The sequence below is a fragment of the Aminobacter sp. J44 genome (assembly GCF_007829415.1).
Lineage (GTDB): Bacteria > Pseudomonadota > Alphaproteobacteria > Rhizobiales > Rhizobiaceae > Aerobium.
In genome coordinates, this window is record NZ_VLJG01000012.1 from 132,832 (window position 1) to 158,513 (window position 25,682).

32 protein-coding genes are annotated in these 25,682 nt (G+C 63.0%); 9 read left to right on the forward strand and 23 right to left on the reverse strand.

Features of this window, described 5'->3' with window-relative positions; all coding sequences use genetic code 11:
* From trbL to trbB, 7 genes are all read right to left on the reverse strand, one after another.
* Positions 1-863, reverse strand: an 863-nt coding sequence (gene trbL, locus L610_RS06655) for a P-type conjugative transfer protein TrbL (protein ID WP_246658947.1), incomplete at its 3' end; no start/stop codon positions are given.
* Positions 864-869: 6 nt separating this feature from the next.
* The gene (gene trbK-alt, locus L610_RS06660) at positions 870-1,154 is read right to left on the reverse strand and encodes a putative entry exclusion protein TrbK-alt (RefSeq protein WP_144703656.1); all 285 of its coding nucleotides are present in this window, start codon (positions 1,152-1,154) and stop codon (positions 870-872) included.
* Positions 1,155-1,174: 20 nt separating this feature from the next.
* The gene (trbJ, locus tag L610_RS06665; protein ID WP_144703659.1) at positions 1,175-1,957 is read right to left on the reverse strand and encodes a P-type conjugative transfer protein TrbJ; all 783 of its coding nucleotides are present in this window, start codon (positions 1,955-1,957) and stop codon (positions 1,175-1,177) included.
* A complete protein-coding gene (gene trbE / locus L610_RS06670; RefSeq protein WP_144703662.1) occupies positions 1,954-4,443 on the reverse strand; it encodes a conjugal transfer protein TrbE in 2,490 nt (829 codons plus the stop codon). The genes trbJ and trbE overlap by 4 nt, the downstream gene beginning before the upstream one ends.
* Before the next feature lie 10 nt (positions 4,444-4,453).
* Complete coding sequence (locus L610_RS06675) at positions 4,454-4,735, reverse strand: VirB3 family type IV secretion system protein (protein WP_144703665.1); 282 nt, start codon at positions 4,733-4,735, stop codon at positions 4,454-4,456.
* Positions 4,735-5,067 carry a TrbC/VirB2 family protein gene (locus L610_RS06680; protein ID WP_144703668.1) on the reverse strand — a complete coding sequence of 111 codons (333 nt, stop codon included), beginning with the start codon at positions 5,065-5,067 and terminating at the stop codon, positions 4,735-4,737. The genes L610_RS06675 and L610_RS06680 overlap by 1 nt, the downstream gene beginning before the upstream one ends.
* Positions 5,064-6,068, reverse strand: a complete 1,005-nt coding sequence (trbB, locus tag L610_RS06685) for a P-type conjugative transfer ATPase TrbB (RefSeq protein WP_144703671.1) — start codon at positions 6,066-6,068, stop codon at positions 5,064-5,066. The genes L610_RS06680 and trbB overlap by 4 nt, the downstream gene beginning before the upstream one ends.
* Before the next feature lie 383 nt (positions 6,069-6,451).
* On the opposite strand from trbB, the gene L610_RS06690 reads away from it, so the two are divergent.
* The gene (locus L610_RS06690) at positions 6,452-7,534 is read left to right on the forward strand and encodes a nucleoid-associated protein (protein WP_144703674.1); all 1,083 of its coding nucleotides are present in this window, start codon (positions 6,452-6,454) and stop codon (positions 7,532-7,534) included.
* On the forward strand, positions 7,531-8,517 hold the full coding sequence (locus tag L610_RS06695; RefSeq protein ID WP_144703740.1) for a GTP pyrophosphokinase family protein: 987 nt from the start codon (positions 7,531-7,533) through the stop codon (positions 8,515-8,517). Before L610_RS06690 ends, L610_RS06695 begins: the two co-directional genes overlap by 4 nt.
* Before the next feature lie 100 nt (positions 8,518-8,617).
* Here the strand turns inward: L610_RS06695 and L610_RS06700 are convergent, their stop codons facing one another.
* The 15 genes from L610_RS06700 to L610_RS06770 all read right to left on the reverse strand — a co-directional run bounded on the left by L610_RS06700 (position 8,618) and on the right by L610_RS06770 (position 19,323).
* Complete coding sequence (locus L610_RS06700) at positions 8,618-9,049, reverse strand: CopG family transcriptional regulator (protein WP_144703677.1); 432 nt, start codon at positions 9,047-9,049, stop codon at positions 8,618-8,620.
* Between the two features lie 5 nt (positions 9,050-9,054).
* Positions 9,055-11,034 carry a conjugal transfer protein TraG gene (locus L610_RS06705; RefSeq protein WP_144703680.1) on the reverse strand — a complete coding sequence of 660 codons (1,980 nt, stop codon included), beginning with the start codon at positions 11,032-11,034 and terminating at the stop codon, positions 9,055-9,057.
* A gap of 23 nt (positions 11,035-11,057) precedes the next feature.
* Positions 11,058-12,797, reverse strand: coding sequence for a VirD2 family relaxase/mobilization nuclease (locus L610_RS06710; protein WP_144703683.1), 1,740 nt, complete (start codon positions 12,795-12,797; stop codon positions 11,058-11,060).
* Positions 12,798-13,040: 243 nt separating this feature from the next.
* Entirely contained in the window at positions 13,041-13,817 is a 777-nt protein-coding gene (locus L610_RS06715; protein WP_144703686.1) for a lytic transglycosylase domain-containing protein, read from the reverse strand.
* A gap of 3 nt (positions 13,818-13,820) precedes the next feature.
* Entirely contained in the window at positions 13,821-14,159 is a 339-nt protein-coding gene (locus tag L610_RS06720) for a DUF736 domain-containing protein (protein WP_144703689.1), read from the reverse strand.
* A 68-nt stretch (positions 14,160-14,227) separates the two neighbouring features.
* Positions 14,228-14,773 (reverse strand): S26 family signal peptidase, encoded by a 546-nt coding sequence (locus L610_RS06725; protein ID WP_144703692.1) that lies wholly within the window; start codon positions 14,771-14,773, stop codon positions 14,228-14,230.
* Complete coding sequence (locus L610_RS06730; protein ID WP_144703695.1) at positions 14,770-15,291, reverse strand: DUF2840 domain-containing protein; 522 nt, start codon at positions 15,289-15,291, stop codon at positions 14,770-14,772. Before L610_RS06730 ends, L610_RS06725 begins: the two co-directional genes overlap by 4 nt.
* On the reverse strand, positions 15,288-15,542 hold the full coding sequence (locus L610_RS06735) for a hypothetical protein (RefSeq protein WP_144703698.1): 255 nt from the start codon (positions 15,540-15,542) through the stop codon (positions 15,288-15,290). Before L610_RS06735 ends, L610_RS06730 begins: the two co-directional genes overlap by 4 nt.
* Entirely contained in the window at positions 15,539-16,192 is a 654-nt protein-coding gene (parA, locus tag L610_RS06740) for a ParA family partition ATPase (RefSeq protein WP_144703701.1), read from the reverse strand. The genes L610_RS06735 and parA overlap by 4 nt, the downstream gene beginning before the upstream one ends.
* On the reverse strand, positions 16,189-17,322 hold the full coding sequence (locus tag L610_RS06745) for a replication initiator protein A (RefSeq protein WP_144703704.1): 1,134 nt from the start codon (positions 17,320-17,322) through the stop codon (positions 16,189-16,191). The genes parA and L610_RS06745 overlap by 4 nt, the downstream gene beginning before the upstream one ends.
* Before the next feature lie 20 nt (positions 17,323-17,342).
* On the reverse strand, positions 17,343-17,624 hold the full coding sequence (locus L610_RS06750) for an AlpA family transcriptional regulator (RefSeq protein WP_144703707.1): 282 nt from the start codon (positions 17,622-17,624) through the stop codon (positions 17,343-17,345).
* Positions 17,625-17,760: 136 nt separating this feature from the next.
* Positions 17,761-18,255 (reverse strand): DUF2285 domain-containing protein, encoded by a 495-nt coding sequence (locus L610_RS06755; RefSeq protein WP_246658945.1) that lies wholly within the window; start codon positions 18,253-18,255, stop codon positions 17,761-17,763.
* A complete protein-coding gene (locus L610_RS20480; protein ID WP_246658946.1) occupies positions 18,245-18,520 on the reverse strand; it encodes a transcriptional regulator domain-containing protein in 276 nt (91 codons plus the stop codon). Before L610_RS20480 ends, L610_RS06755 begins: the two co-directional genes overlap by 11 nt.
* Before the next feature lie 176 nt (positions 18,521-18,696).
* Entirely contained in the window at positions 18,697-18,957 is a 261-nt protein-coding gene (locus L610_RS06765) for a DNA -binding domain-containing protein (protein ID WP_144703713.1), read from the reverse strand.
* A 117-nt stretch (positions 18,958-19,074) separates the two neighbouring features.
* On the reverse strand, positions 19,075-19,323 hold the full coding sequence (locus L610_RS06770) for a helix-turn-helix transcriptional regulator (protein WP_047166147.1): 249 nt from the start codon (positions 19,321-19,323) through the stop codon (positions 19,075-19,077).
* Positions 19,324-19,478: 155 nt separating this feature from the next.
* On the opposite strand from L610_RS06770, the gene L610_RS06775 reads away from it, so the two are divergent.
* Entirely contained in the window at positions 19,479-19,697 is a 219-nt protein-coding gene (locus L610_RS06775; RefSeq protein ID WP_028034392.1) for a helix-turn-helix domain-containing protein, read from the forward strand.
* A gap of 201 nt (positions 19,698-19,898) precedes the next feature.
* Here L610_RS06775 and L610_RS06780 read toward each other — a convergent pair whose 3' ends face one another.
* Positions 19,899-20,945, reverse strand: coding sequence for an IS110 family transposase (locus L610_RS06780; RefSeq protein ID WP_028034391.1), 1,047 nt, complete (start codon positions 20,943-20,945; stop codon positions 19,899-19,901).
* Between the two features lie 1,097 nt (positions 20,946-22,042).
* Between L610_RS06780 and L610_RS06785 the strand changes: the two genes are divergently transcribed.
* From L610_RS06785 to L610_RS06810, 6 genes are all read left to right on the forward strand, one after another.
* Positions 22,043-22,519, forward strand: a complete 477-nt coding sequence (locus tag L610_RS06785; protein WP_028034390.1) for an Hsp20 family protein — start codon at positions 22,043-22,045, stop codon at positions 22,517-22,519.
* A gap of 97 nt (positions 22,520-22,616) precedes the next feature.
* Positions 22,617-23,126 carry an Hsp20/alpha crystallin family protein gene (locus L610_RS06790; RefSeq protein WP_028034389.1) on the forward strand — a complete coding sequence of 170 codons (510 nt, stop codon included), beginning with the start codon at positions 22,617-22,619 and terminating at the stop codon, positions 23,124-23,126.
* A gap of 72 nt (positions 23,127-23,198) precedes the next feature.
* Entirely contained in the window at positions 23,199-23,957 is a 759-nt protein-coding gene (locus L610_RS06795; RefSeq protein WP_028034388.1) for an ETC complex I subunit, read from the forward strand.
* Between the two features lie 9 nt (positions 23,958-23,966).
* Positions 23,967-24,287 carry a DNA-directed RNA polymerase subunit omega gene (locus L610_RS06800; protein WP_028034387.1) on the forward strand — a complete coding sequence of 107 codons (321 nt, stop codon included), beginning with the start codon at positions 23,967-23,969 and terminating at the stop codon, positions 24,285-24,287.
* A 32-nt stretch (positions 24,288-24,319) separates the two neighbouring features.
* Positions 24,320-24,685 (forward strand): SPW repeat protein, encoded by a 366-nt coding sequence (locus tag L610_RS06805; protein ID WP_028034386.1) that lies wholly within the window; start codon positions 24,320-24,322, stop codon positions 24,683-24,685.
* Positions 24,686-24,788: 103 nt separating this feature from the next.
* A partial coding sequence (locus L610_RS06810; protein WP_144703716.1) for a trypsin-like peptidase domain-containing protein occupies positions 24,789-25,682 on the forward strand: 894 nt, incomplete at its 3' end.

Genomic DNA, 25,682 nt, shown 5'->3' on the forward strand with positions numbered 1-25,682 from the left:
CCGGCGATCATCATGCCGCCGGCGGCAAGTCCGGTGCCGACGGCCGAACCCGCGCCCAGTTGCGGCCCGCCCGAAACGAGCCCGGACGCAATGCCGGGACCGAAAATGCCGAGGCCGAGAAGCGACAGCGCCGCCAGGACGATCGCCATGGCATCATCAATGGTCGGCATGGCGCCGCCAAAGTCCGCGGTGAACTGACCGAACAGGGTCGAGCCAATGCCGATAATGACGGCGAGCACCAGCACCTTGATGCCCGAGGAAACGACATTGCCGAGCACACGCTCGGCCATGAAGGCCGTCTTGCCGAAAAGTCCGAAGGGGATGAGAACGAAGCCCGCAAGAGTTGTCAGCTTGAACTCGATCAACGTGACGAAGAGCTGGACAGCGAGAATGAAGAAGGCGAGCAGCACCAGCGCCCAGGCGAAAAAGAGGCAGGCGATCTGGATGAAGTTCTCGAAGAAGGACCAGTAACCCATCAAGCCGGAGATGGATTCGAGCAGCGGGCGGCCCGCGTCCAGACCGGTCTGCGCCACGCGGCCGGGCCGCATGAGATCGGCGGCGGAAAAGCCGGTGCCCGAGGCTTGCAACCCGAGCCCGGCAAAGCTCTCGAAAATGATCTTCGCCAGATTGTTCCAGTTGCCGATGAGATAAGCGAAGACGCCGACGAACAGCGTTTTCTTGACGAGGCGCGCGATGATGTCGTCATCGGCGCCCCAGCTCCAGAACAGGGCCGCCAGCGTCACATCGATGACGATCAGGGTGGTGGCGATAAAGGCAACCTCGCCGCCGAGCAGGCCGAAACCGGAATCGATGTAGCTGGTGAAGACCTCCAGGAAATTGTCGATGACGCCGGTTCCGCCCATGGGTCCTTATCTCTCGTCGGCTAGCGGAGCGGCGGGCGCAGGCGTGTTGCCCAAAAAGCGGTCGCGGGATTCCGCCCATGCCGACAGGCATTCGGCATCGCGGGTGGCGGCTTCGCCAAGTCCCTGGCAGCGGCGGAGCGTTGCGCGCAGGGGATCGGCCGAAGGCTGAAGCTGCGGCGCGGTCCTGACGCGCGGGGCGTCCTCCTGACGGGTCATTTCGATAACCGTGGCGGTAATCGCGATGGCGACGAATATGACCGCCCCGAGCCGGACCAGCATCTTGCTGTCCATGGCCGCCCCTCCCCAGCGTTTTAATTGCCGCTGCCGAACATTTGCGCATTGCCGGGCTGGTAGCCCGAGCCCGGCGTGAGGAAGCGCTCACGCTGGACGCGTCCCTGCTCGGCGGCGGTGGCGCGCTCGGCCTCGATCAGCGCTTCGGACCGGCCATTGGCCGATAACAGCGCGACCAGGTCGGAAAGCTGCTGCGACTGCAGCGCGAGAAGCTGATTGCCGGCCTGCGTTGCCTGTAGCGCTCCGCTGGCATTCTGGCTCTGACCAACCAGGGTGGCCATTTCGGCGCGGTTGGCGTCGATATTGCCGACCACGCCGGCCTGAACGCGCATCGCGTCCTGCAGGCCGCCCACGGTGTTTCCCCAGCGCGTACGCGCATCCGCGATCAGCTGCTGATCGGTGGCAGAGAGCGAGATCTGGCCGTATTGCTGCTCGAACGCCTGATCGATCTGGCCGACCTCGAACGCGATGTTCTGCGCTTGGCCCAGAAGCTGCTGGGTGCGCTGCACGTTTTGCTGAAGCTGCTGGAGCGCGGAATATGGCAGGCTGGCGAGGTTGCGGGCCTGATTGATGAGCATCTGCGCTTCGTTCTGAAGCGAGGTGATCTGATTGTTGATCTGCTCCAGCGTACGCGCGGCGGTCAGCACGTTCTGCGCATAATTCGTCGGGTCATAGACGATGCGCCCGAACCCGAACTGGGCATGGGCCGGGCTCGTTGCCATGGGCGCAAGCGCGACCGGCACGGCGAGCGCAAACGCCACGGCCGACGTCCTAGCGAAACGGGCAATGGGGATACGGATCATGGTTGGGTCTCCTTTTCTGGCGCGCCATCGAGCACGGCATCGGGCAATTCCGGCCGGCTTGCGAGATTGGTGAGATCGGGAATGAGGTCAGCGGCCCAATCGATGCCGCGATGACGCAGCCACGCCTCAAGAAAGGTATCGCTTCCATGCTCGGCATGGATGCCCGCGATGGCGGTCTGATCGGATTTGGAGGATGCGGCGCAGAGCGCGAGCCCGACTTCGCTCAGCCCCAGCTCAAACAGCCGATTGCCGCGCCGCGACTGGCAATAGTAATCCCGCTTGGGCGTAGCCCGCGCCAGGATCTCGATCTGCCGGTCGTTCAATCCAAAGCGGCGATAGATCGCGGTAATCTGCGGCTCGATGGCGCGCTCATTGGGCAAGAGCAGCCGCGTCGGGCAGCTTTCGATGATGGCCGGGGCGATGGCGCTACCGTCAATGTCCGATAGCGACTGTGTGGCGAAGATGACCGAGGCGTTCTTCTTCCTCAGCGTCTTCAGCCATTCGCGCAGCTGGCCGGCAAATCCCTCATCGTCCAGCGCCAGCCAACCCTCATCGATGATGAGCAGTGTCGGGCGGCCATCGAGCCTGTCACCAATTCGGTGGAAGAGGTATGACAAGACGGCCGGCGCCGCGCCTGTGCCGACCAGACCCTCGATCTCGAAGGCCTGGACGTCGGCAGAACCGAGATGTTCGGTTTCAGCATCAAGCAATCGCCCATAGGGACCGCCCACGCAGTAGGGCCGCAGCGCCTGTTTGAGATCACTGGATTGCAGCAGCACCGCGAGCCCGGTGATGGTGCGTTCCTCGACGGGCGCCGAGGCGAGCGAGGTCAGCGCCGTCCAGATATGCTCCTTCACCTCGGGCGTGATGGCGACGCCTTCGCGCAGCAGGATCGCACCGATCCAGTCGGCGGCCCAGGAGCGTTCGTGCGACTCGTCGATGCGGGCGAGCGGTTGCAGCGAGACCGACGCATCCGACCCCTCGGTCAGCCCGCCGCCGAGATCATGCCAGTCACCGCCCATGGCGAGCGCGGCGGCGCGGATCGAACCGCCGAAGTCGAAGGCGAAAATCTGGCTGCGCGCGTAGCGACGGAACTGCAGCGCCATCAACGCCAGCAACACGGACTTTCCCGCGCCGGTCGGGCCGACGACCAGGGTATGGCCCACATCGCCGATATGCAGTGAGAGCCGGAACGGAGTCGATCCCTCGGTCTTGCCGTAAAGCAAGGGGGGCGCTGCGAGATGTTCGTTCCGTTCCGGCCCCGCCCACACGGCCGACAGCGGGATCATGTGAGCGAGATTGAGCGTCGATATCGGTGGCTGCCGGACATTGGCGTATGCATGTCCGGGCAAGCTTCCGAGCCAGGCATCGACCGCATTGACGGTCTCGATCATGGTATTGAAGTCGCGGCCCTGAATGACCTTCTCGACCAGTCGCAGCTTTTCGTCGGCGACGCGAGGATCGGCATCCCAGACCGCGACACTGGCCGTGACATAGGCCATGCCGGCGGTATCGGCGCCGAGTTCCTGCAAGGCCAGGTCGGCATCGGCGGCCTTGTTGGCAGCATCGGTATCCACCAGAGCCGACGCCTCGTTGGTCATCACTTCCTTGAGGATCGCGGCGATGGATTTGCGTTTGGCAAACCACTGGCGGCGGATCCTGGTCAGCAGCCGCGTCGCCTCAAGCTTGTCGAGCAGGATGGCGCGGGTGCTCCAGCGATAGGGAAACGCCAGCCGGTTCATTTCATCGAGAAGACCCGGTGTCGTCGCGCTCGGAAATCCGATGATGGTAAGGATACGCAGATGTTGGTCACCCAAACGCGGCTCAAGCCCTCCTGCGAGAGGCTGATCCGCCAGAAGCGCGTCGAGATAGATCGGCGTCTCGGGCACGCGCACGCGGTGGCGGCTCGTCGAAACGGTCGAGTGAAGGAAGGTCAGCGTCTCGGCGTCATCGAGCCAGCGGCACTCGGGCATGAATCCATCGAGCAACGCCAATATCCTGTCGGTGCGATCGATGAAGCCGCGCAGCAATTCGTGAGGGTTTACACCCGATTGCTCACGTCCCTCATAGAGCCAGGTTTCGGCGCGAGCGGCGTCCTCCGCTGGCGGCAACCAGAGGAAGGTCAGAAAGTAGCTGGACACGAAGTGCGCCCCGACTTCCTCGAACCCGGCCTTGCGCTCGGCGTCGACCAAGGCAGACGCGGCATCGGGAAAGAGACTTTCGGGATAGGTCGCGGCTTCGAAGCGCTGCGCTTCGACGAATATGCTCCAGCCCGAACCCAGCCGGCGGAAGGCATTGTTGATGCGACCGGCGACCGCGACCAGTTCGGCCGCCACAGCCGAATCCAGATCGGGGCCGCGGAACTTTGCGCTGCGCTGAAACGAGCCGTCCTTGTTCAGCACCACGCCGGGAGCAGCCAATGTTGCCCAGGGCAGATAGTCGGCCAGTCTGGCGTTGCGGCTGCGATACTCGGCGAGGTTCATCATACCTCAGCCCTCACACAGCCAGAAAGGACGGGATGCGCAGATGGCGCCGTCCAACTTCCACGAAGAGCGGATCGCGCTTGGCGGCCCAGACTGCCGCGAAATGCCCGATCGCCCAGATAGCGAGACCGACCAGCCAGAGACGCAGGCCAAGCCCGACCGCTCCGGCAAGCGTGCCGTTCATGATGGCGATCGAACGCGGTGCACCGCCGAGCAGGATATGTTCGGTCAGGGCGCGATGGACCGGGACCATGAAGCCCGGCACCTCGCCAAGCTGTTCGAGACCCCCCGCCATCAGACCAGCGCCCCGCCGCCGAATGAGAAGAAGCTGAGAAAGAAGGAACTGGCGGCGAAGGCGATCGAGAGGCCGAAAACGATCTGGATCAGCCGCCGAAAGCCGCCCGCCGTATCGCCGAAGGCCAGGGTGAGACCGGTGACGATGATGATGATCACCGCAATGATCTTGGCGACCGGGCCTTCGATTGATTCCAGAATGCTCTGAAGCGGCGCTTCCCAGGGCATCGATGACCCGGAAGCATTGGCCGCTGGCGCCATCATCATGCTGAGCACGATGACGGAGCCGGCAAGCGACAAATGGCGACGAAGGGTGCGCAAGGCATGGGTCATGCTTGGGGCTCCTCAAGGATTTCGGGATGGGCAGCAGAAGGCTCGCAGGCGGACACGACGCGATAGTCCCCGTCCGGGCCGAGGCCCTCAATGCGCGCGAGTTCCGCGAGGCGGCGCGCGGAGCCACGGCCTGACAGGACCGCGACGAGGTCAATGGTTTCGGCGATCAGCGCGCGCGGAACGGTAACCACCGCCTCCTGGATCAACTGCTCCATGCGCCGCAGCGCGCCGATGGCGCTTCCGGCATGGATGGTGCCGACGCCACCGGGATGGCCCGTACCCCAGGCCTTGAGCAATTCGAGCGCTTCGGCGCCGCGCACCTCGCCCACGGGGATGCGGTCGGGCCGTAGGCGCAACGATGAGCGCACCAGATCGGACAGCGAAGCGACACCGTCCTTGGTACGCATGGCGACAAGATTGGGCGCCGCACATTGCAGTTCGCGCGTGTCTTCGATGATCACCACACGATCCGACGTCCGTGCCATTTCAGCGAGCAGCGCATTGGTCAGCGTTGTTTTGCCGGTCGAGGTGCCGCCTGCGACGAGGATGTTGGCCCGGTCCGCAACGCCGAGGCGCAGCGCGTCGGCCTGGCGCGCCGACATGACCTCGGCGGCGACGTAATCATCGAGGGTGAACACCGCGACGGCGGGTTTGCGAATGGCAAAAGCTGGCGCCGTCACCACCGGCGGCAGCAAACCTTCGAAGCGCTCGCCGCTATCGGGCAGCTCGGCCGAGACGCGTGGCGTCCCGGCATGAACTTCCGTGCCGACATGATGGGCGACCAGGCGGATGATGCGTTCGCCATCGGCGGGCGAGAGACGCTCCGTGGTGTCGGCAAGACCTTCGGAGAGACGATCGACCCAGATGCGACCATCCGGGTTCAGCATGACCTCGACCACGCCGGGGTCATCGAGAAGCCGGGTGATGGCGCCCCCGAGCGCGGTGCGCAGCATGCGCGAGCTGCGAGCGTGTCCTTCGCTATTGTGGTGGGAGGCCGCCATTGTGTCCCCGTTCTGGCCGGAGACAAGACGATCCTGTCCCGACGGGGACGATTAAAAGAACCCGAAACATGGCCGATTCAACACCTGCTTGGCGGCGTCGTAGCCTGGCGTGCAAATACAGGAAAAAGCGTAGGGTACGGTCGACTGGATCCTGTAGCTACAGGGACTCGATGCACGTAGAGCTTAGCCAAGGCGCGAACCCCTCACGATAGAGTGCGGGTTCGACAGGCGCCAGCCCCGCAGAACGGAGCCGATCAGCGTACCCCCCGACGGTCCGCCCGTTATCGCTGCGACCGCGATACTTGTGTTCTTGTTTTGTTCTGGTATCCTTCCTTAACTCGCTCGGAATAGTATTATCCAATATTTTGCAGGGGGGATCGAGTGTGCTTGTAGAGAATCTTTCTATCGGTCGAGTTGTTATGCACGAGGTATTCCAGAGGAAAGACGGGCCCAATGTAGTGCCGCCATCCTATGGCAATGAGCTCGAAATTCTGGATGCCAAGGCTCTCAGTCACTTTGGAATGCGCATCACTGACGCGCTCTCAGCACAGTCCAAGAGCATAGAGATGCGGATAGTGAAGACCGAGGATGCGAGCGTGGTTGGAACGGCTCGACGTCTTGTTCTCGCAACCGACACCGATTTCCCCGACGTCTCCAATCACATGGCCGATGCCCTCGCTGATGCACAGAAATCACGAGGGATTCCCGGGGGAATGCTTCTGGTCTTTGATGGTAAAGTCGGTGGCGACGCAAAGCCCTTCGTCGGGGTGATTAAAGCGGAGATGCAGTCCGGCTTTCAGCGCCGATCGGCTGCAGCAAAAGTTGTGACCGAATTCCTTGAGAACATCTTTCTTACTCCAGCCACGAGACTTTACAAGCTCGCCCTTTTCATCTCTGATGACGTCGCTGTGACGGCGAGCACAAGTTGGAGATGCTTTGTTTTTGACAGTAATATCACGGCCGCTCGGCGAGAGAATGCAGCCGTATATTTCTATGATGGCTTTCTTGGCTGCGCCTTTCCTGAGAACGGGAAATACGAAACTGCGAAATTCTTTGATCTCACGAAGGAATTCGTTCGCACATCAGTAAATGACCGAGATCTTCGAAGGGACCTGAGCGACGCGCTGTTCGCCTTCGTTAAGGTGGATCAGGCGCCCACGTTCACCTCGCAACAGTTCGGCGAGACCTATCTGCCGCCCGAATTGCGCGACCCGTTTAACAAGTTCCTTGAAGCCAAGAAATTCCCGACCAATAGAGCCGTGGTTCGGGACATCAGCGAGATGGGTGGCAGGTTGCGGCGCCGGAAGTACAAGTTCGGTCCAGACATCGAGTTTTCGGCATCCCCGGACGCGATACGAAATGGCACAGTGACAATCGAGGATGTACCGCCCGGCGACGCTTCCGAGGGCGAGGCTGCAAGCTGGACCAAGATCACGGTCCGCAGGCCAGTCGTCGAACAACTATGACGACCGAGTTCGAGATCCTGCGGCGCTGGGAGGCGGAGCAGCAGCACTACGATGCCTGGGGCAGGTTCATCGTCCACACGGTCATCGACGGGCTCTCGACCCAGGTGGAGGCGCCGGATCTTTTCTTGCGCCTTCCAGTTAAGCACAGGCTGAAGGAGAGCAAGTCGCTCATCCAGAAGGCACTCTATCGTGGCAAAGGCTATGCCAACCCGTATGACGACATCGAGGACAAGGTGGGTATTCGCTTCGTCGTGCTCACCTCGGACGAAATACCCATCGTCGAAAAGGCGATCACCGAATTCGGCGACAAGTACTGGTTCTGGGAAAAGGCGCGGGACTTCGCCGAAGAGCGAGACCGTAAGCCTTGGGAGTTCGGGTACCAGTCGGTCCACTACGTGGTTCGGGCAAAAACGGGGATCGTCTTCGAGGGCCTCCCTATACCGCTGGACATTCCGTGCGAGATCCAGGTCCGCACGCTGCTGCAGCACGCATTCAGCGAAGTCACCCACGACACGATCTACAAGCCGAGCGTCAAATCGACGCCCGAGATGATGCGGGCTGCGGCAAAGGCGATGGCGTTGATCGAAGCGACTGACGACTACTTCCGCCAAGTCGGCAGCCTCATCGACGCATCAGTCAAGGGCGTCAGGGCGCTGATCGAGGCCTTGTCCGTGTATTATCGAGATAAGACCGGAGCGGACGCGACTGTCACCACTCTGGACGGCGAGCTGATCGACGCGTACCTCCCATTGGCCGGCGAGAGCTCGATTGACGACATCCTCCTTTGGCTGAACACCAAGGGGTTCATCATGGAACGCATCAAGGGCCGACGAGAGGACCAGACCCTGTTCGCTTTGCCCTCAATCTTGTTGCTCTATTTCGTGGTGGGCAATTTCCCGAGCATCGCCACCTCGCCCGGTTTGCTGACCGATGAGGAACTGGGGCCGATATACTCCGACCTTGGCTTGGCCCTCCCGCAGTAGCCACCAAAGTAGTCCGAGGCGTTAAAGCGAGAGCCGAAAATTGGGTCGGAAGCTGTCGGCTCGATTGCGCGCCCAATACTTTTAGCTGGCAGCAGGGCCCTCAGCTATTGTCCGCTGGATCTATGTCCTCGCTAATTTCCTGCCGCAGCTTGGGCCCTTGTGCTAGCCGCCGCCCCAACGCGGTTACGAAAGCGTCATAGCGTTCGGCCGCTTTGGCTCGCGCAGCCTGAGCGGCGGGTTCGGGCAGCGCCGGGGTCGAGGAGAGCCAGAAGCGGATGAACACCGCCATGGTCTCGACAGTGATTCCGAGATCGCGCTCGAGGCGCATCAGGCGACGGTCAACTTGATCGATCCGCTTAGCGATGGCCGCTTCGCGCCTCTCGTCGGCGTCGGGCGAGAGGAAAGATGCGATAGCGGCTTCGGCGATCATCGACTGGGACTGGTCCCGGCGAGCAGCATAATCCGCAAGCATCGTCATGATCTCGGGATCGAGATAGACCGAGACTTGCGCCTTCTTCTTGCGACGAACCATGATGCTCAAAGCTCCATGCCGTCGCCGGGATCCATCGAGACCTGCCGCGCGACCCCGCGCATCACGCGGGTCAGGCGCTGGCTGCGGGCGGCCTCATCGTCGCTGCCGTCATAGGACAAGGGGTCGAACTCGTTTTCGATCGGCGCCCTTTTCTCGACCGAGCTGACGCGGCTCAGCTCCGGCTGCTGCCGCCGCTCGGACTGAGTGGGATCCTCATCATCAACCATCGCCGCTTCGATAGTGGAACGTGGGCTTTCCGGCAGAGGCAAAGCACTCCAATCGTCGGACTGCTTCGGTGCGGGCGATACCAACTCCGGCGGCGGCAGCACGCGTTCGGTGAACCGGCGGTCCTCATAGTAGCGCGCCTTCTTCGCCCGGATCGGCGGAGTTCCGGCGACCATGACGATCTCGTCGGTCGGCGGAAGCTGCATGATTTCGCCCGGCGTCAGCAATTGGCGGGCGGTTTCGGATCGCGAGACCATCAGATGTCCGAGCCAGGGCGACAGCCGGTGCCCGGCATAGTTCTTCATAGCCTTCATCTCGGTTGCCGTGCCAAGCGCATCGGAAACGCGTTTGGCGGTGCGCTCGTCATTGGTGGCGAAGCTGACGCGCACATGACAATTGTCGAGGATGGAGTTGTTTGGACCGTAGGCCTTCTCGATCTGGTTGAGCGATTGCGCGATCAAAAAGCTCTTGAGCCCGTAACCGGCCATGAAGGCCAGCGCGCTTTCGAAGAAATCCAACCGCCCCAGCGCGGGAAACTCGTCGAGCATCAGGAGCAGCCGGTGGCGCCCGCTATTGGCCTGAAGGTCCTCGGTTAGCCGGCGCCCGACCTGATTGAGGATCAGGCGGATCAGCGGCTTGGTGCGGTTGATGTCGGAAGGCGGCACGACGAGATAGAGCGTTGTCGGTGCTGTCGCCTCCACCATATCGGCAATGCGCCAATCGCAGCGGCGGGTGACTTCGGCGGTGACCGGATCGCGGTAAAGCCCGAGAAAGGACATGGCGGTCGAAAGCACGCCCGAACGCTCATTGTCGGACTTGTTCAGCAATTCGCGCGCCGCGCTGGCGATGACCGGGTGCGGGCCGGCCTCGCCCAGATGCGCGGTTTTCATCATGGCCGCGAGCGTTGCCTCTATCGGCCGTCTGGGATCGGAAAGGAAGGCGGCAACCCCGGCGAGGGTCTTGTCCTTTTCGGCATAGAGGACGTGCAGGATTGCGCCGACCAGAAGCGCGTGGCTGGTCTTTTCCCAATGATTGCGCTTTTCGAGACTGCCTTCGGGATCGACCAGGATATCGGCGATGTTCTGGACATCGCGCACCTCCCATTCGCCGCGGCGGACCTCGAGCAGCGGATTGTAGGCTGACGATTTCGGATTGGTGGGATCGAACAACAGGACGCGGCCATGGCGGGCGCGAAAGCCGGCGGTGAGCTGCCAGTTTTCACCCTTGATGTCGTGAACGATGACCGAGCCTGGCCAGGTCAGGAGCGAAGGCACCACGAGGCCGACGCCCTTACCGGAACGCGTGGGCGCAAAACACAACACGTGCTCGGGCCCGTCATGGCGAAGATAGCTCCCCTCATAACGGCCGAGCACCACGCCGTCGGGATCAAGCAGACCCGCCGCCTTGACCTCTTGCGGCTTGGCCCATCGGGCAGATCCGTAGGTTTCGGCATTCCTGGCTTCGCGGGCGCGCCAGACCGACATGCCAATCGCGACGGCGATGGCGATGAACCCGCCCGAAGCGGCGATCATGCCGCCTTTGGCAAAGACTTCCGGGGCATAGGCCTCGTAGAAATACCACCACCAGAAAATTGCCGGCGGATAGTAGACGGGCCAGCCCGCAAGGCGAAACCACGGGGTTCCAAGCTGGGCCTGAAACCCGAGCTCCCAGGCGACGTATTGCGTGGCCGCCCATGTCGTCACCAGGATGATCAGGAAGACCGTGAGGATCTGGCCCCAGAGGATTTTCGTGGCTGACATGGCAGGTCCTTTCGATGCGGCGCTCAGAGGGCAAGCCCACGCTTTCGTCCAAAGCKCCAGTCCACCCCGCCATTGCCGCGCGCGAGACCCGAGACATGGCGGCCGAGATGCTTTTTGAGCGAGGGCGACCAGGGGACGAGTTGAAAGCCGAGTCCGTCATCGATCATGGCGAAGCGGCCCGACGCGAGCGTGAGACGCTGGCGGTAGGTGCCGGCGACATAGTCGCCCTCGGCGGTGCGGTTGAACGCAAGGCCGGTTTCTTGCGACAGCCTGCTGCCGAGAGCCTCGAGTTCGCGCCGGCGCAGCGTCTCGATCAGGTTGCGGCTGAAGATGATCCGGCGATGCTGGCGCGTGGCCAGTCCTTCCCCCACCAGATGCTCGGCGCGTTTTTCCATGGCCTGACGGACCTCGGCCCCGAAACCACCTGCGGACAGCGCAGCCGGATCGCGCGCCAGGGCCTGCCGGTCGAGCCAGGTCGCGCCCGGAGCCGAAACCTGGCTGTGCAGATCGAGGTCCGAGCGCACGGCGATTGCCACTCGCCGCTGTCCTCTGGCATCGTCGAAACCACGCAGCTCGACGATGGAACCGGGTGCGCTGTCACCGGCCGCATCGAGATCGGGAAGCCTGATGTGATGAGTACGTCCGTCGACGCCGTCGACAACGGCATAGGCCGTGCCTTTGAGTTCGTCATCGAGCCCGCGTGCGACCAGCCTGCCGATGACAGGCGCCTCCAGGCTTTCGCCGGCGAGCACATAGTTTGCAGCACCGCGCTCGATGCCGCGCTCGGTCAGCGCGCGGTGCATGCGCTTGATGATGTCGCCGCGCTCGCCGAGTTCCCGCAGCACCGTTGGTGCCTTGTCGTCGATCGCCCACTGGCCGGGGCCGATCTGCTCGGCCAGGCCGAGAGTTTCGAGTTTGCGCAGCCGTCCAAGTTTCAGCGCCCGATAGTCATCGGGCGGCTCGCCGGCGCGCAGAGCGACATCGATGATCCCGGTGCCACGTCCATCGCGCACAAGCTGGCGGTCAAGACCGGTCCAGCGTTCGGCAGCCATCTGGCGCTCGAGCGTTCGGCGAATGTCGTGTTCTGTTCGCGGCCCGAGCTCCTGGGTGATGAGATCGCGCGCCCGGTCGCGCATCCCTTCCTTGATATAGTCGCGCGCGATGACGAGATCCTGGCCGTCGTCGCGCATGCCGCGCACGATCAGATGGATATGGGGATGCTCGGTATTCCAGTGATCGACCGCCACCCAGTCGAGCCGGGTGCCAAGATCCTTTTCCATTTGCCCGGCCAAATCGCGGGTAAAGGATTTGAGGTCCGCCATATCGAGGGAGTCGTCGGGCGAGACGATGAAGCGGAAATGATGCCTGTCCCCACCACACCGTTCGGCAAAGGCGCCGCCATCCGCCGCGTCAACGTCCGGCCCGAACAGCCGCGCCTTCTCTCCGTCCCGGGTGACGCCATCGCGGCGCAGATAATCGAGATGCGTGCCAAGCGGCGCCTTGCGGGCGGTGTGACGAACAATGCGCGCCTTGATCACGGCGCCGCGCGAGCGCGCGGTAATGAAGCGATTGGCCTGAATGCTGGCGCGTTGGCCATGCCCGAACCGCGAGCGGTTGCCCGAGACGATCCGGCCCGAGCGTGAAACGCCGCCGCCGGCCTTCTTGGCCGCCGCCAGTGCCTGGGCAATGAACGGCCGGGCCTGTTGAGCGCGTGTCGAACGGATACGCCCGGGACGAATACGGAACTCGCGTTCATCGGACATGACGCGGTCCCGCAATGTGTGCAAACCCGAGCAAAAACGAGCGATTCCGCCTTGCGCGCACATTGCGCGCTCGGGTCACAAGGTGCGGAATCGCAAAAAATCCTGAGCAAAAACAACCGACCGCCTGGCCGACAATGTGCGGCCTTTTATCCTGCCATCGGTCGGTTGTTGCGGTCCTCCCCTGCCAGCCAGCACGCCATGGCGCGCTGGCGCACGATGCCGTGCGATCGCGCAAAAGCCGCATCATGGTGCGGCACCGCTATCGGCTCGAGTGACAAAAAAGGCCTGGTGCTGTCGCCGGTCGGGCGCACCGGCTGCATCCGGAACGGGAATACGGGTGTCGTTGCCCTGCGCAGACGCCGGGTGGCGGATAGCGCTCGTTCGATTGCCGCTGCGCGCAACAAAGAGCGGTGCCTCGCGCCAATCGGGCGGCAACGCAGCGGGCATGGAAGCGTCGTGAGACGGCGCCGTGTTACCCAGGATTGGGGCGAGCCTGGCGACATAGGCGCGCGTTTCGGCGGGCAGGACGCGGCCCGCCGAAAGATATTCATCGTAGCGGCCCGGCCCGGCATTATAGGCTGCCAGCATCGCCGCGACATTACCGTAGCGATCAAACATCGCGCGCAAATAGGCCGCGCCCGCGAGGATATTGTCGCGCGGATCATAAGGATCGCGGCCCAGGCCATGACGCTGCCGCAGCGCCGCCCAGGTGGCGGGCATGATCTGCATCAGCCCCATCGCCCCGGCCGAGGATATGGCGCGGCGATCGCCGGCGCTTTCGGCCTGCAGGACCGCATCGATCCAGAACTCGGGAATGCCGAAACGCCGCGAAGCTTCGGCAATATGGTCGGCATGTGCATCGTGCGGGACGCGCGGCGCGAGTGAACTTGATTGCGCCTGCGCCGCGAGGCCGTCCGGGCTGCAGAACAGGCCGGTAAGGAGAAGGAAGGCAATGGATCGGGCGGCGCGGTGACGCCCGATCGCAACGGAGGGATCATGCCCGAGGCGACAACGCGGCATCCCTCAGTCCTTTGCATCGCGTTTGGGCGGCCGGTTCCAGTGCAGCGACCAGGACGCCGCATCAGCGCCGTTCTGGAACAGCGCGGCACGGATCGGATACGGCAAGGCCGGATCGTCGATCAGCACGGAGAGATATTCTCCGGCCTTCTCGCCGGTGCGTGTCCAGGCCGCCCCGATCTCGGGGCCGGCGTCATCTTCGCCGAGGTGGACGCGATGGTCCGGGGCGTTTTCGACATTGGCCGGATCCACCGCGACGATGGCGATCTCGCGGTCGAGCGTGAGCGTCTGGATGCGCCCGGCAAAACCTGTCTTGTGCCTGGTAAATTCACCGATCTGCGGCATGGCGGTTTCCTTTCCTCAAGCGGTGAAGGACGATCGGGCGGGAATCGCGCCCGCCCGTGGACAAGCGTTCACCGCGCTGACGCCTGCCATTCGAAGCGGCCGTCACCATTCGCATCGGTCCAGATCGGCACGACGCGGGCGGTGACGGCTGAAAGCGGAAGCGGCCCGAAATAGCGGCCATCGAAACTGTCGGCGGCGTCCCAGTTCATCAGGAACACATCGCGTTTGGCGATCACGCGGCAGCCCTGCCAGGAGGGCAGGTCGCGGCCCATCCGGTCGCGCTCACGGGCATGGCCATAAAGGTGGTCGTAGGCGGTAATGGCTGTGCCATGGCGGCAAACTCTCGTGCCGTGGAGCGCCAGGACACGCTTGATCAGTGGCACGCCGCGCGGAAGGTAGCGGCGCGCTTCAAGCAGCTCGGCCAGCGCGTCTGGCGGCTGGACCGCGACCAGATCGGTGACTTCGATTGGGTCGGCCGGCTCGACGGCGTAGAGGCCGATGGGCGCACTGGCCGAGGCGTTCCAGATGAAGCGCGGACCGTGCCCGGTGAGGACCGGGGCGACGACCAGCCCGACCGAAACCAGAGCGGAGGCGAAAATGGCGCGCCGGGTCATGGCAGAATGCTCCGCCGCTTGATCCAGGCGCGGTGCTGCGCTTGCGTGTAGACGCGGGGGCTTTCCCCGGCCGCCAATCGGTTATGAATGTGGCGCCAATGATCGGGCGCGACATCGGCCCCGTCGATGCCGCGCGCCTCGATCGCATCGATGAGCTGCAGCACGCGCTCGACTTTCGGCCAGCCAGAGACTGTCAGCAGAAGTTCGCCGCCCGGCGTGACGGCGGGAACGGTCTGGTAGGCTTCGTGCGGCGCGACCGCGCGCAGGATGTCGAGATGGGAAGCGACGGTGCCGTAGTCATTCGCCGTCCAGCGCACGAAGGCGAAAAAGCTCCCGGGACGAAAGCCGAGGACACGGCGTCTGCGGTCGATGATGCGCTCCTGAACCGGATTCCCGAACCGCACCCAATATTCGATTGATTTCTCGATCCAGATCAGCTCCACCTCGGTCAGGGCCGTAGCCGATGAAGCGCGCGCCCCCTCGGCTGCCAGCGTTCGATGTCCCGCCAAGCCGGTCATTGGCCATCGTCCCCAGCAGGTGGAAATTCACGCTCCAGCAGCGCGCGCAGCATGTCGGCGACGGTCACGCCGCGCTCGAAGGCCACGATCTTGATGCGGCCGCGCTGCGCCGGCGTCACATCGATGGTGAGCCGCGCCGTGTTCGCAGCGCCGTCCGCCCTACCGGCCGGCTGCTCTTTCGCAGCTCTGACCCAGGTTTCGGGATCGGCCGGCCGGCGGGCAAAGCCGCTCCTGGGCGCTCGGGTGCTCATGACGCCCTCAGCGTGCGCGGGAGCCGCTCGATTTCATCAACCAGCGCTGCGATCTCATCGACCGCGGATGTGGCGCCGACCAATTCGTGAACGAGACGGCCGGTCTGGGCGGCGCTGGCGAAGGCGACACGCTGCCCGATCCGGCTCGCGAGCACCGGAGGATCGTGATCGGCGAGCGCAGCGGCGGTTTCGCGGCCAAGGATGGTGCGCGCAGCGCAGCGATTGAGGACGAAGCGGGAGAGGAGATCGGGTCGGTAAATGCGCGCTTCAGCGATGAGCGACAACATCTCGGCGGAAGCCCAGCCATCGAAGGGCGAAGGCTGCACTGGGATCAGCACCAGGTCAGCGGCGAGCAGAGCGGAGCGCATGAGACCAGCGACACGCGGCGGCCCATCGATGACGACATGATCGGCCTGCCGGGACAGTTCCGGCGCTTCCCGGTGCAGCGTGTCGCGAGCAAGGCCGATGACACCGAACAACCTCGGCGAGCCCTCGTGACCGCGCTGCTCAGACCAGTCGAGCGCCGAGCCTTGCGGATCGGCGTCGACCAAAGTGACCCTCTGCCCCCTTCCGGCCCATTCTCCGGCGAGATGCAGCGCCAGTGTCGTCTTGCCGACACCGCCCTTCTGGTTGAGCAGAGCCACGATCATCGCTGACCGTCCTCACGCTCACCGTGCGGCGGGCGCATGGTGTCGAAGCGGATTTCTGATGTGTGATCGGATGGCGTTGGTGGCCGCCGGTTCGCCGTCGCTCTGAGCGCCTGGCCGGTGCGGGCGATGAGGTTTTCAACATCGCGCCTGCGCTCTTCAAGGTTAGATTCTGTGTTAGACTCTCTGTTACGGGCGCGATTTGCCGAACGATCTCCGTGCCTTAAACCCGGATCGGGTTCCTGATAGCACGAGCCACCGGTTCCCGATGGCACGATAGTTCGGGTTCCCGATAGCACGAGGCCGTCCACAGCTTTTCCACAGGCCGGCCATGGCTCGAAGGCGAGCAGCGCCCGGCGCCCGATCTCGATCTCGGTAAAGAGCCTGTAGCCGGGCAGCGGCTGACGGCGGATGATATCGCGCAGCTCGAAGGCAAAGCGCTTATAGGGCGAGAGAGAGCCGGACTTCTGGTGCAGATGACGAAAATCGAACCGCCATCCGCCCTTCTGGCGCACGAGCCGGTAAAGCCAGCGGTCGAGTCCTCCGGTCAGATCGAAATAGGCCCGATCGATAGTCAGGATCAGCGCATCGTCCAGAACCGCGCGATAAAACCAGTCCGGCACGATCAGTTCGATACCGTCGGGGCGCCCGTTGCCGTCGGTTCGCTCCTGCCATTCATTGATCCAGGAAAAGCGGTGTCGCCGTCCTTCGGCGGGCTGGCGGATTGTGGTCGAGATGGTGGTGGATTGCAGCCGGTCGAGCGCCGCCTTGAGACGCTGGTAATCGCGCAGGCTGGTGCCGCGGCCGATGAAGGTGAGAATCTCATAGGGCGTCGCCGCCATGAGCCGCGAGGTGCGCAGGCCTGTATCGCGCGCTTCGACGATCTGGCTGGCAGCCCAGATCAGGATATCGGCATCCCAGATCGTTGCCATGCCGTGGTCGGCAACCGCCTCGACGCGGATCGAAATTTTTCCGGCGGTGAAGTCGATCGGGGTGATGCGATGTGATTTGGCGAGCGAGAAGAATGGATACGCCATGAGGTCCTGCGCGTCCCGCGGTGCGAAGTCACCGGGAAGCGCTCTGAACAGGTCGAGCTGCTCGCGCTCGGACGGGGAACGTCGCCGGATCGCCATGGATAATCCTCGCGCGCCGGTCAGCGATTGATGCCGCCGGCCGACCCACAGGCCGCTGGCGTGTGCCGTTTGGCTGGCAGAACCTGTCCGCGCGGATCGGAGGTTGAAGTAACCGCGCCGCGCGAAGCCCAGGCTTCGAGATCAGCCACCGAATAGACGACGCGCCCGCCGAGCTTGCGATAGGCCGGGCCGGTTCCATAGGTGCGGTGCTTTTCCAGCGTGCGCGCCGAAAGGCTGAGAAACACCGCCGCTTCCTTGGTGCGCAGGTAGCGTGGCGGCAGGGCGGCGAGATTGGGTCGCATTGTCGGGCCTCCGTGGCGTTGCCGGGCGCCGCTGCGGAGCAACGGCGGATCGCGATCACGGTGGCGAAGGAATGCAGGCGGGGTGGATGGGGAAGATAACAGGCGCACAATCCCCACCCCCGGCGTCGAAGCGCGCTCAGGATCGGCGACGATGCCGTAGCAATTTGCGATAGCCGCCATTGATGAGCGGCCCGGCACTTTCGACCAGCCCGATCACGGCATCGCGCAAAGATGAGGTTTTCCAGGGCTCGGCCGCGACCCGCTCGGGGCCGAACAGAGCGATGGCGATCTCGCGATAGGTAGCGCCGTTGGCCCGGCCGTCGGCGGCTCGCATCATCAGTCGGATACGTCGATGCTGGTACGGCGTGATGCGTCCGTCGCGCGTAACGGCGCGCGCGCTCAGCGCTTGCCAGAGCCGCAGCACTGCCTCGACCCGATCGGGCAGATCGTCGTCGAGTGGCAGGATGACAGCCGAGGCTCTATCGGTTTTTCGGCCCGACAGCAGCAGGATCTGCGCGACGATGCCGCCGCGATGGATGGCATGAAGACCTTCCGAACTCGGGCGAACGGCAGCAGGCGCGGCCAGCGACGGAGACGGCGGCAGAAATTCCGGAGCGTTGTCAATGAGCAAGACCGCCGGATTGGCGAGAGGCGACCATAGGACGTCCTGGCGAAGCGCGGAAAGGCTCGGACGAGCCGGGAAATCGCAACCCCCAGTGACGCTGGGCGTCGGTTGAATAGGGATGATCTTCGGCCTTCATGGCGACGAGCTCGCCATAATGCTCCTGGTAGCGTTCAAACCGCCGCAAACATTCCCATGCGAGCCCTTCGACCGAGAGCGTGTCGAAGAATTCATAGCGACGACCGTCTCGCCAATGGGAAGTGTCCGGTCGCACCCGTCCCTCCTCACGTGCAAAGCGCAGGTCAGATTTTTCGCCGAGCTATTTACGACAAGATCTGTTGCAGCAGCATGACGGGGCGGCCAGCAATGCGGAAAATCTGCCGACAGGCCGCGAAACGCCGTATCTCCCCCGCGTGTCTCCGTACGCCGCGCATGACTCGAACATCAGACCTATCGCTTCCAGAGAAGATGACGGTAACCGGTCTGCGCCATCCATTTGGCGCGCGCCAGATGAGCATCATGGACCCGGCGCGCGCGATCCGGCTCGAGAGCGGGGTCGATGCCAAACAGGATATGAACGGCTTCGGTCCACTCGGCACCATCGGCAGCGGCATCCAGCAGTCGCATGTACAGCTTGATATGGGCACGGTCGTAGGCGGTTAATTCGCTGGAGACCGGCGGTGCATCCTCGAAGGGTTCTATCGGGGGCATGTCAATTGCCTGGTGCGTGCTGCCCACTGCAGGACGTGGGGTAACACCAGATACTCCAGGATTGTGTGTTTTGGGAGAATATCGCTCGGAGGGAACACGGCATCTGCCGCTTGCCTGTCAGCGCTTTTTGTCACCACCATCATGGACCAGCAGCACTCCGTGTCCACGCTCGGTCGACAAGAGGACGACACCGGCTGCTTCGAGAGCCCTACGGACCTGATCACGCGTGCTTTCGTACACCTCGAGACCGCTTTCGGATTCGAGGCGCTTGAGCGCGGTCAGTGATACACGGGCCTTGTCAGCAAGCGTCTCCTGTGTCCAACCCAGCAAGGCGCGCGCGGCCCGCGACTGTCGGGCGGTGATCATGCATGATCACCTCCCATTGCGACCGGCGCGCACTCCAGAACTACGACTTCTCTATTCGGACCAACCCAGTAGCGAGAGACCCGTCACTCTCGAGCGGACATTTTACATACTATAGTTGATAAACTCATAGTATGTAAATCGCGATCTTCCTGCGCATGGACATGCGCAAACTGGTCGGCCGGAACTTCGCCCGCCTGCGTCGGGAGAAGGGCCTGACTCAGGAAGAGGTCGAAGCACGTTCCGGCTTCAGCCAGCAATATCTCAGCAGCCTCGAACGTGGGCGGAGGAATCCGACCGTGATTACGCTGTATGAACTCGCCCAGGCCCTCGGCGTCAGCCACGTCGATCTGGTCGAGCCCGACGACGAGGTTTGAGCGGCACACCCGCGAGGATCATGCTTCTCTTCGTGGTCGGTACAAGACCGCCACAGGATGGGATCAGAGGAACCGGCGGGACAATCTAAATTGCGACATCACCTCGGCATCGGCCTTGGCGGTCAAGTCGTATTTGCGCGCTCGCCGTTCCCCGTCCCCTCACGGGAAGTGCCTCGATCGAGCAGCAACCCGATCGAATCTTTATGCCGATGGAGTTGCGCCTTCCGGCCGCTGGCCCCAGTTGAATTCCGTTCCGTCGATCCACATGCGATGGAGGATCACAGCGATTTTCCGCGCCAACGCGATGATTGCCTTCTTGTGGCCTCGGCGTCGCGAGATCTGTGCACCCCATGCCTTGAGCGCCGACCACCGTTTCACGCGCGTCAGCAGCACTTGCGCGGCCTCATAGAGGAGGCTTCGCATCATCTCATCGCCCCATCTCGATATCCGTCCGTTGCGATCGACTTCGCCGGATTGTAGCTTGCGTGGTGTTAGTCCAAAGTGGGCGCCGACAGTGCGTGAGCGCGTGAAGCGGGCCGGAACATCGACCGTCGCCCGGAACGTCAGTGCGACAAGAGGACCGACGCCGGGAACGGTCATGAACCGGCGTGTCACTTCATCCTGGCGGGCTAACCGGACAAGCATGTCATCCAACCGGCCAAATTGCTCTCGCAACCCGCGCCGCGCCAGCAGCAAAGCGTCGGCCACGGTGTGCAGGTCCGTGTCAGCGATCAACTCGCGCACCCGAGACTCGAAGTCGCGAGCAGTCACCTTGCCGAGGTGATAGCCGAAGTTTCGGATGAGGCCGCGGATTTCGTTTTCGACGTCCTGCAGCTTGTTCCGCAGGAGTTGCCGCGCGGTGAGGATGGTGCGGAGACGCTGGCTGTTGGGCGTTTTCACATGCACCGGCTTGAACAGTCCGACGCGCATCATCTGCGCAATCCCGCGCGCATCGTGCCGGTCTGTCTTGTTGAGTTGCGCCGCCAGCGCTGCTTTCATGTGTCGGGTTTCGACGCAGACAACCGGAATGTTGGCTTCCGCCAACGACCCATAGATATGCTGTGACAACATCCCCGCCTCGAGACCGACGCGGACGATCGGAAACTGAAGTGACAGGATATGCTGAGCGATCTCTTCCGGATCGGAGAAAAGCTTGCGTTCATGCACCACGTTGCCATCGTGATCGACGACGCAGAGATTGACACTGCGGGCCGAGACATCCAGCCCGATATAATAGCTTTGAGACATTCCGAATCCCCTTCTTCGAATCAAGGACCGGCAGTTCTCATAACCAATCTTCGGACGGTTTTGTAAACTACGACTATTTCAGTCGTTCCTGGCATGTTCGCTGGAACGATAGCGCCGGCTGCAAGCGGCTCCGGAGTTCCTGACGTCACGGCCACTGCCACGCGCTGAGATCTTCGTTCATGGGGATACCCGGGCACTTGCTTGCAAGGTAGATCCAGGATCGTCACACCTGGGGGGAAAATCATCCTTGGAAGCGTCTGTCCCCGAGCGAATGTATGGCGCAGAGATATTCTCGTTGCATCTGGAGTTGCTCGCGCCAGAATCGGCCGAGCGGCTGGGGGGAGGTCGTTCCGGCTCGCAGCATTACTGTGGCTGCGCGCCGGAACGGGATGCAAATGACCTCATGGCATCGCCGCCTGCAACGTGATCGAGCTTTTCGAGTAGGTGCCGGAACATGTCTTCGGATCCGGTAGGCAATGCAAAGGCGGGATGCCTTTGCAGCTGTCGGGTAATCTCTCTCCGATGCCCGCGCCAATTGCGCGCGACACCTCAAAATTCGTGTCCCGTCTCATCTGCATCCGTATCCCTTCTCGTCATGATACGAAACAAAGCATGCCAAATTCCGTTCCCGCAAAGTTCTGTGGTGCGAGGGCACGGCTTGCTGGTGCACGGTTCCACGCGTCATCGAAACGCGCTGCTAACGTGTCAGAAGTATTCAAGATTGGTTTGGAGAGAAGAGTGAAATGGTTCGACCAGCGCACACGGATGAAGACAAAACGTCGCTTTGCTGAGGGACGGAAGCAAAGCGGAATGAGCGGTCATTGGCACGTTGATGGCCGAATGACGTGTTCGGGGCGTAGGCAGATCGGCTACTTCTGGATAGGCCGGGGAAGCAGGCCTGCTGTATGCCCCTGACACAGACAAAACCTCGGCTGCCCATTTCAAGCGGGGCGCCTGCAGGGCTCTTGAACAACCAATCAACTGAACTAAATCGTCTTCTGCCGGATGCCCATTCGGGGCCGGCATGTCGTGTGAATGCGAGAGAGCAGTCGGCGACAAAGGACTTGTATCCATGTTGCTCAAAGGAGGATGTGGCTATGAGAACCACTTTCGATTTCACTCCCCTGTTCCGGTCAAGCATCGGCTTCGACCGAATGCTGAGCGCGCTCGAAGCCGCGAGCCGCGTCGAGACCATCGACAACTGGCCTCCCTATGACATCGCCAAGACTGGCGAGGACGACTACCGCATCACCATGGCGGTGGCCGGCTTCAGCCAGGACGAGCTGACCATCACGCAGGAGCAGAACATGCTCATGGTGTCCGGTCAGAAGGCTGGTGAGGACAACGGTCAGTATCTGCATCGCGGCATCGCCGGACGCGCTTTCCAGCGCCGCTTCGAGCTGGCCGACCATGTAAAGGTCGTGGGCGCGAGCCTCGTCAACGGTCTACTGAAGATAGATCTCAAGCGCGAGGTTCCCGAAGAGATGAAGCCGCGCCGGATCGAGATCGCGGCGGGCGAGTCGCTCCCCAAGGTCGAGACCAAGCAGATCGAAGCCGAAAAGCAGGCCGCCTAAGGCCGTCCCCATCGCAACTCGCGCACCCGGCGCCGGGCAATCCGTTCGGCGCCGACGGGGAAGCTTTGCAATCCAGTGAACCGGAAGGAGAAAAACAATGAGTGTTCGTGATCTGATTCCGTGGGGCCGAAACAACGGAAACCAGCCCCCGAGCCTCTTCCGCGATGGCGAGCGTGATCCGTTCCTGTCGCTGCATCGTGAGGTGAACCGGCTGTTCGATGATGTCTTCCGTGGCTTCGGTTCCAGCCTGCCATCCTTCGGTGGTGTCTCCGCTTTCGGCGGGAGTTGGCCAAACGTCGAAATCTCCGACGGCGAGAAGGAGATCAAGGTGACGGCCGAGGTGCCGGGGCTCGAGGAGGAGGACATCGAAGTCCTGCTCAACGACGGCGTGCTGACACTGCGTGGCGAAAAGCGCTCCGAGACGGAGGACAAGGACAGGCAGTTCTCCGAGCGCTTCTATGGCCGTTTCGAGCGCCGTATCCCGCTCGGCTACGAGCTCCAGGAAGACAAGGTCGATGCACGTTTCAGGAATGGTGTGCTGACGGTGACCTTACCAAAGAGCGAGAAGGCGCAGTCGCGGGTCAAGCGCATCGCTATCAAGAGCTGACGCATGGCAGGCCGGCGGCGGGCCATTCGGCCGCCGCCGGCGCATCCTTCGCCAACCAGGGAGGGATGAACGATGGAGATTGTAGGACAGATAGAGCAAACGCCGAAAACGCAGGTTCCGCCGAGTTGGCCGTGCAACGACAACCGGCACAGGCCTCTTTCGATGGCAAGTTCATTTTTTCCGGAGGACGCGGTCGCGCGCATCTACAAACCATCCCGCTCGGTAATGTCCTCCGGCAAGGCGCGCACGAAGGGCTGGCGCCTCGCCTTCGAGCGGCGCACCGCGCCTTTTATCGAGCCGCTTATGGGCTATACGGGCGGCGACGATACGCTGACCCAGGTCGAGCTCAGTTTTCCGTCATTGGAAACCGCGATCAACTACGCCGAACGGCAGGGACTGACCTATGTGGTCCAAGCTCCGGACGCACAGATTGCTGCAGACCGCCGGCCAGCCGATGAAGCGCCTGTGCATGACGGAAGGCGGATGCACGCCTTCTCCGACGCGACCTTGGACCGGCTCGGCCTTTCGGCTCTTCAGGAAAGCTATGGGCGCGCGCTCGATAGCGCGGCGAACCGCAACGATCCGCCTGGTCCGGAAAGCTGGGCAACGCCCATGGGCGTGGTCGATGATCCAACGCTGACGCTGGAGGCCAAGCGTTCGATCCTTATGAACTGGGCCTTGACGGAGTATCTGATCGACCAGGCCACCAACGAGGGCATGCCTGAAAACAACCGGCCATCGCGCCTCGACGAGGTCGAACAGGCGCTGCTCGCACTCGAACGAGGAGTTGCGGCCGATCGGAATGATTCAGGCGCACGAAAGGCAGCGTGAGGTGCAGCGATGGACCCGCATGTCGTCTTCGATTGCCAGAAGGCTCTGCCGAACAGGTTTGCACTGACGCTTGCCGCCGCCGCGCGCACCCGGGCGCTCGGCCGGGGCGCTGAGCCAAGGCTCGATGCGGACAATGGCAGTGTGACCGATCTTGCGCTGCATGAGATTGCAGCCGGCGTGTTTACGCGCAACGAGCTTGCACCGTTTCTGCTCGATCCGGGCGGAAGGCGTTCTCTTCCTCCTCCCGGTCCGGGTTCCAGGCTTCGCGGCGGCGGTTGCGGAAGCGCCGCTGCCGCACCCGCCTCCCGTCAGCGGGAGACGGTTCATTGATGACGCAACCAACCGACAGTGAGGAATGAACGATGCTAAAGTCTCTGAACTCCGACAACCGGACCGCTTTCGATATCGTCAATATCGTCGCCGGTCTCGGTCTTCTGCTGTCACCTTGGTATCTCGGCTATTCGGCCGAAACCTATGCCGCGTGGAATGCCTGGGTCGTCGGCGCCGCCGTGACGCTGATCGGGGTCGCCGCGCTCTTCGCGTTCCATCAGGTAGAGGGATGGGCCAACGTTGCGCTCGGCCTTTGGGCCGTGATCGCGCCTTGGGCATTGGGCTTCTCGGCCGTGACGGCCGCGATGGCGGCGCATGTCATTGCCGGCCTCATCGCCGCGGCCCTGGCCGCAGTCAGCCTGTGGCTCGGCAGCAACCAGCCATATTCGACAGCTTGACGTCAAAAATGGCCCGGCCGTGCGCCGGGCCTATTCGCACTCTCCGTCTGACCTCAGGCGGAAAGGAGGACATCAGCCGACTGGTCAAAAACGGAGATCGCTCATGTTCAGGAGTGTCATAACCCTGCGTCCGGCCATCATCACATTCTGCGCGGCCCTCGCCTTCGCGGGACTGCCGTCCGCGGCCATTGGGCAGGCCGTGCCGGGCGTTGCGGGAGCGCTTCCCACCCTTGCCCCCGTGCTCGAACGGGTGACGCCAGCCGTGGTCAACATCTCGGTCGTCTCGGAGACGCCCGCGGCATCCAATCCGCTTTACAACGATCCGTACTTCCGACGTTTCTTCGATCTTCCCGAAGCGCCGCCCCCGCGGCAGCGCATGAGCGCCGGTTCCGGCGTGATCGTCGACGCGGCCAATGGCCATGTGCTCACCAACCATCACGTGGTTTCCAACGCCCGCGAGATCACGGTCACGCTGAAGGACGGGCGTCGCCTGCGCGCCGAGCTTGTCGGTTCGGACCAGGCGACGGACATCGCTCTCCTCAAGGTCGAGAGCAGCAATCTCGTCGCGCTGGAGATCGGCGATTCCAACCGCCTCAAGGTCGGCGACTATGTGGTCGCCATCGGCAATCCCTTCGGCCTCGGCCAGACGGTCACCTCCGGCATCGTCAGCGCGCTTGGCCGCAGCGGCATCAGCAATGACGGCTATGAGGATTTCATCCAGACCGATGCCTCCATCAATCCCGGAAACTCGGGCGGCGCCCTGGTGACGCTGGACGGCAGGCTCATCGGCATCAACACGGCGATCCTCACCCCAGCAGGCGGCAACATCGGTATCGGATTCGCGGTGCCCAGCAACATGGCGGTTTCCGTCATGAACCAGTTGATCGAGCACGGCGAGGTGCGGCGCGGCAGGCTGGGCATCGGCATACAAGACCTCACACCCGATCTCGCGGAGGCGCTCCAGCTCGGCGAGCTGCGAGGGGCTGTGATCGCCAAT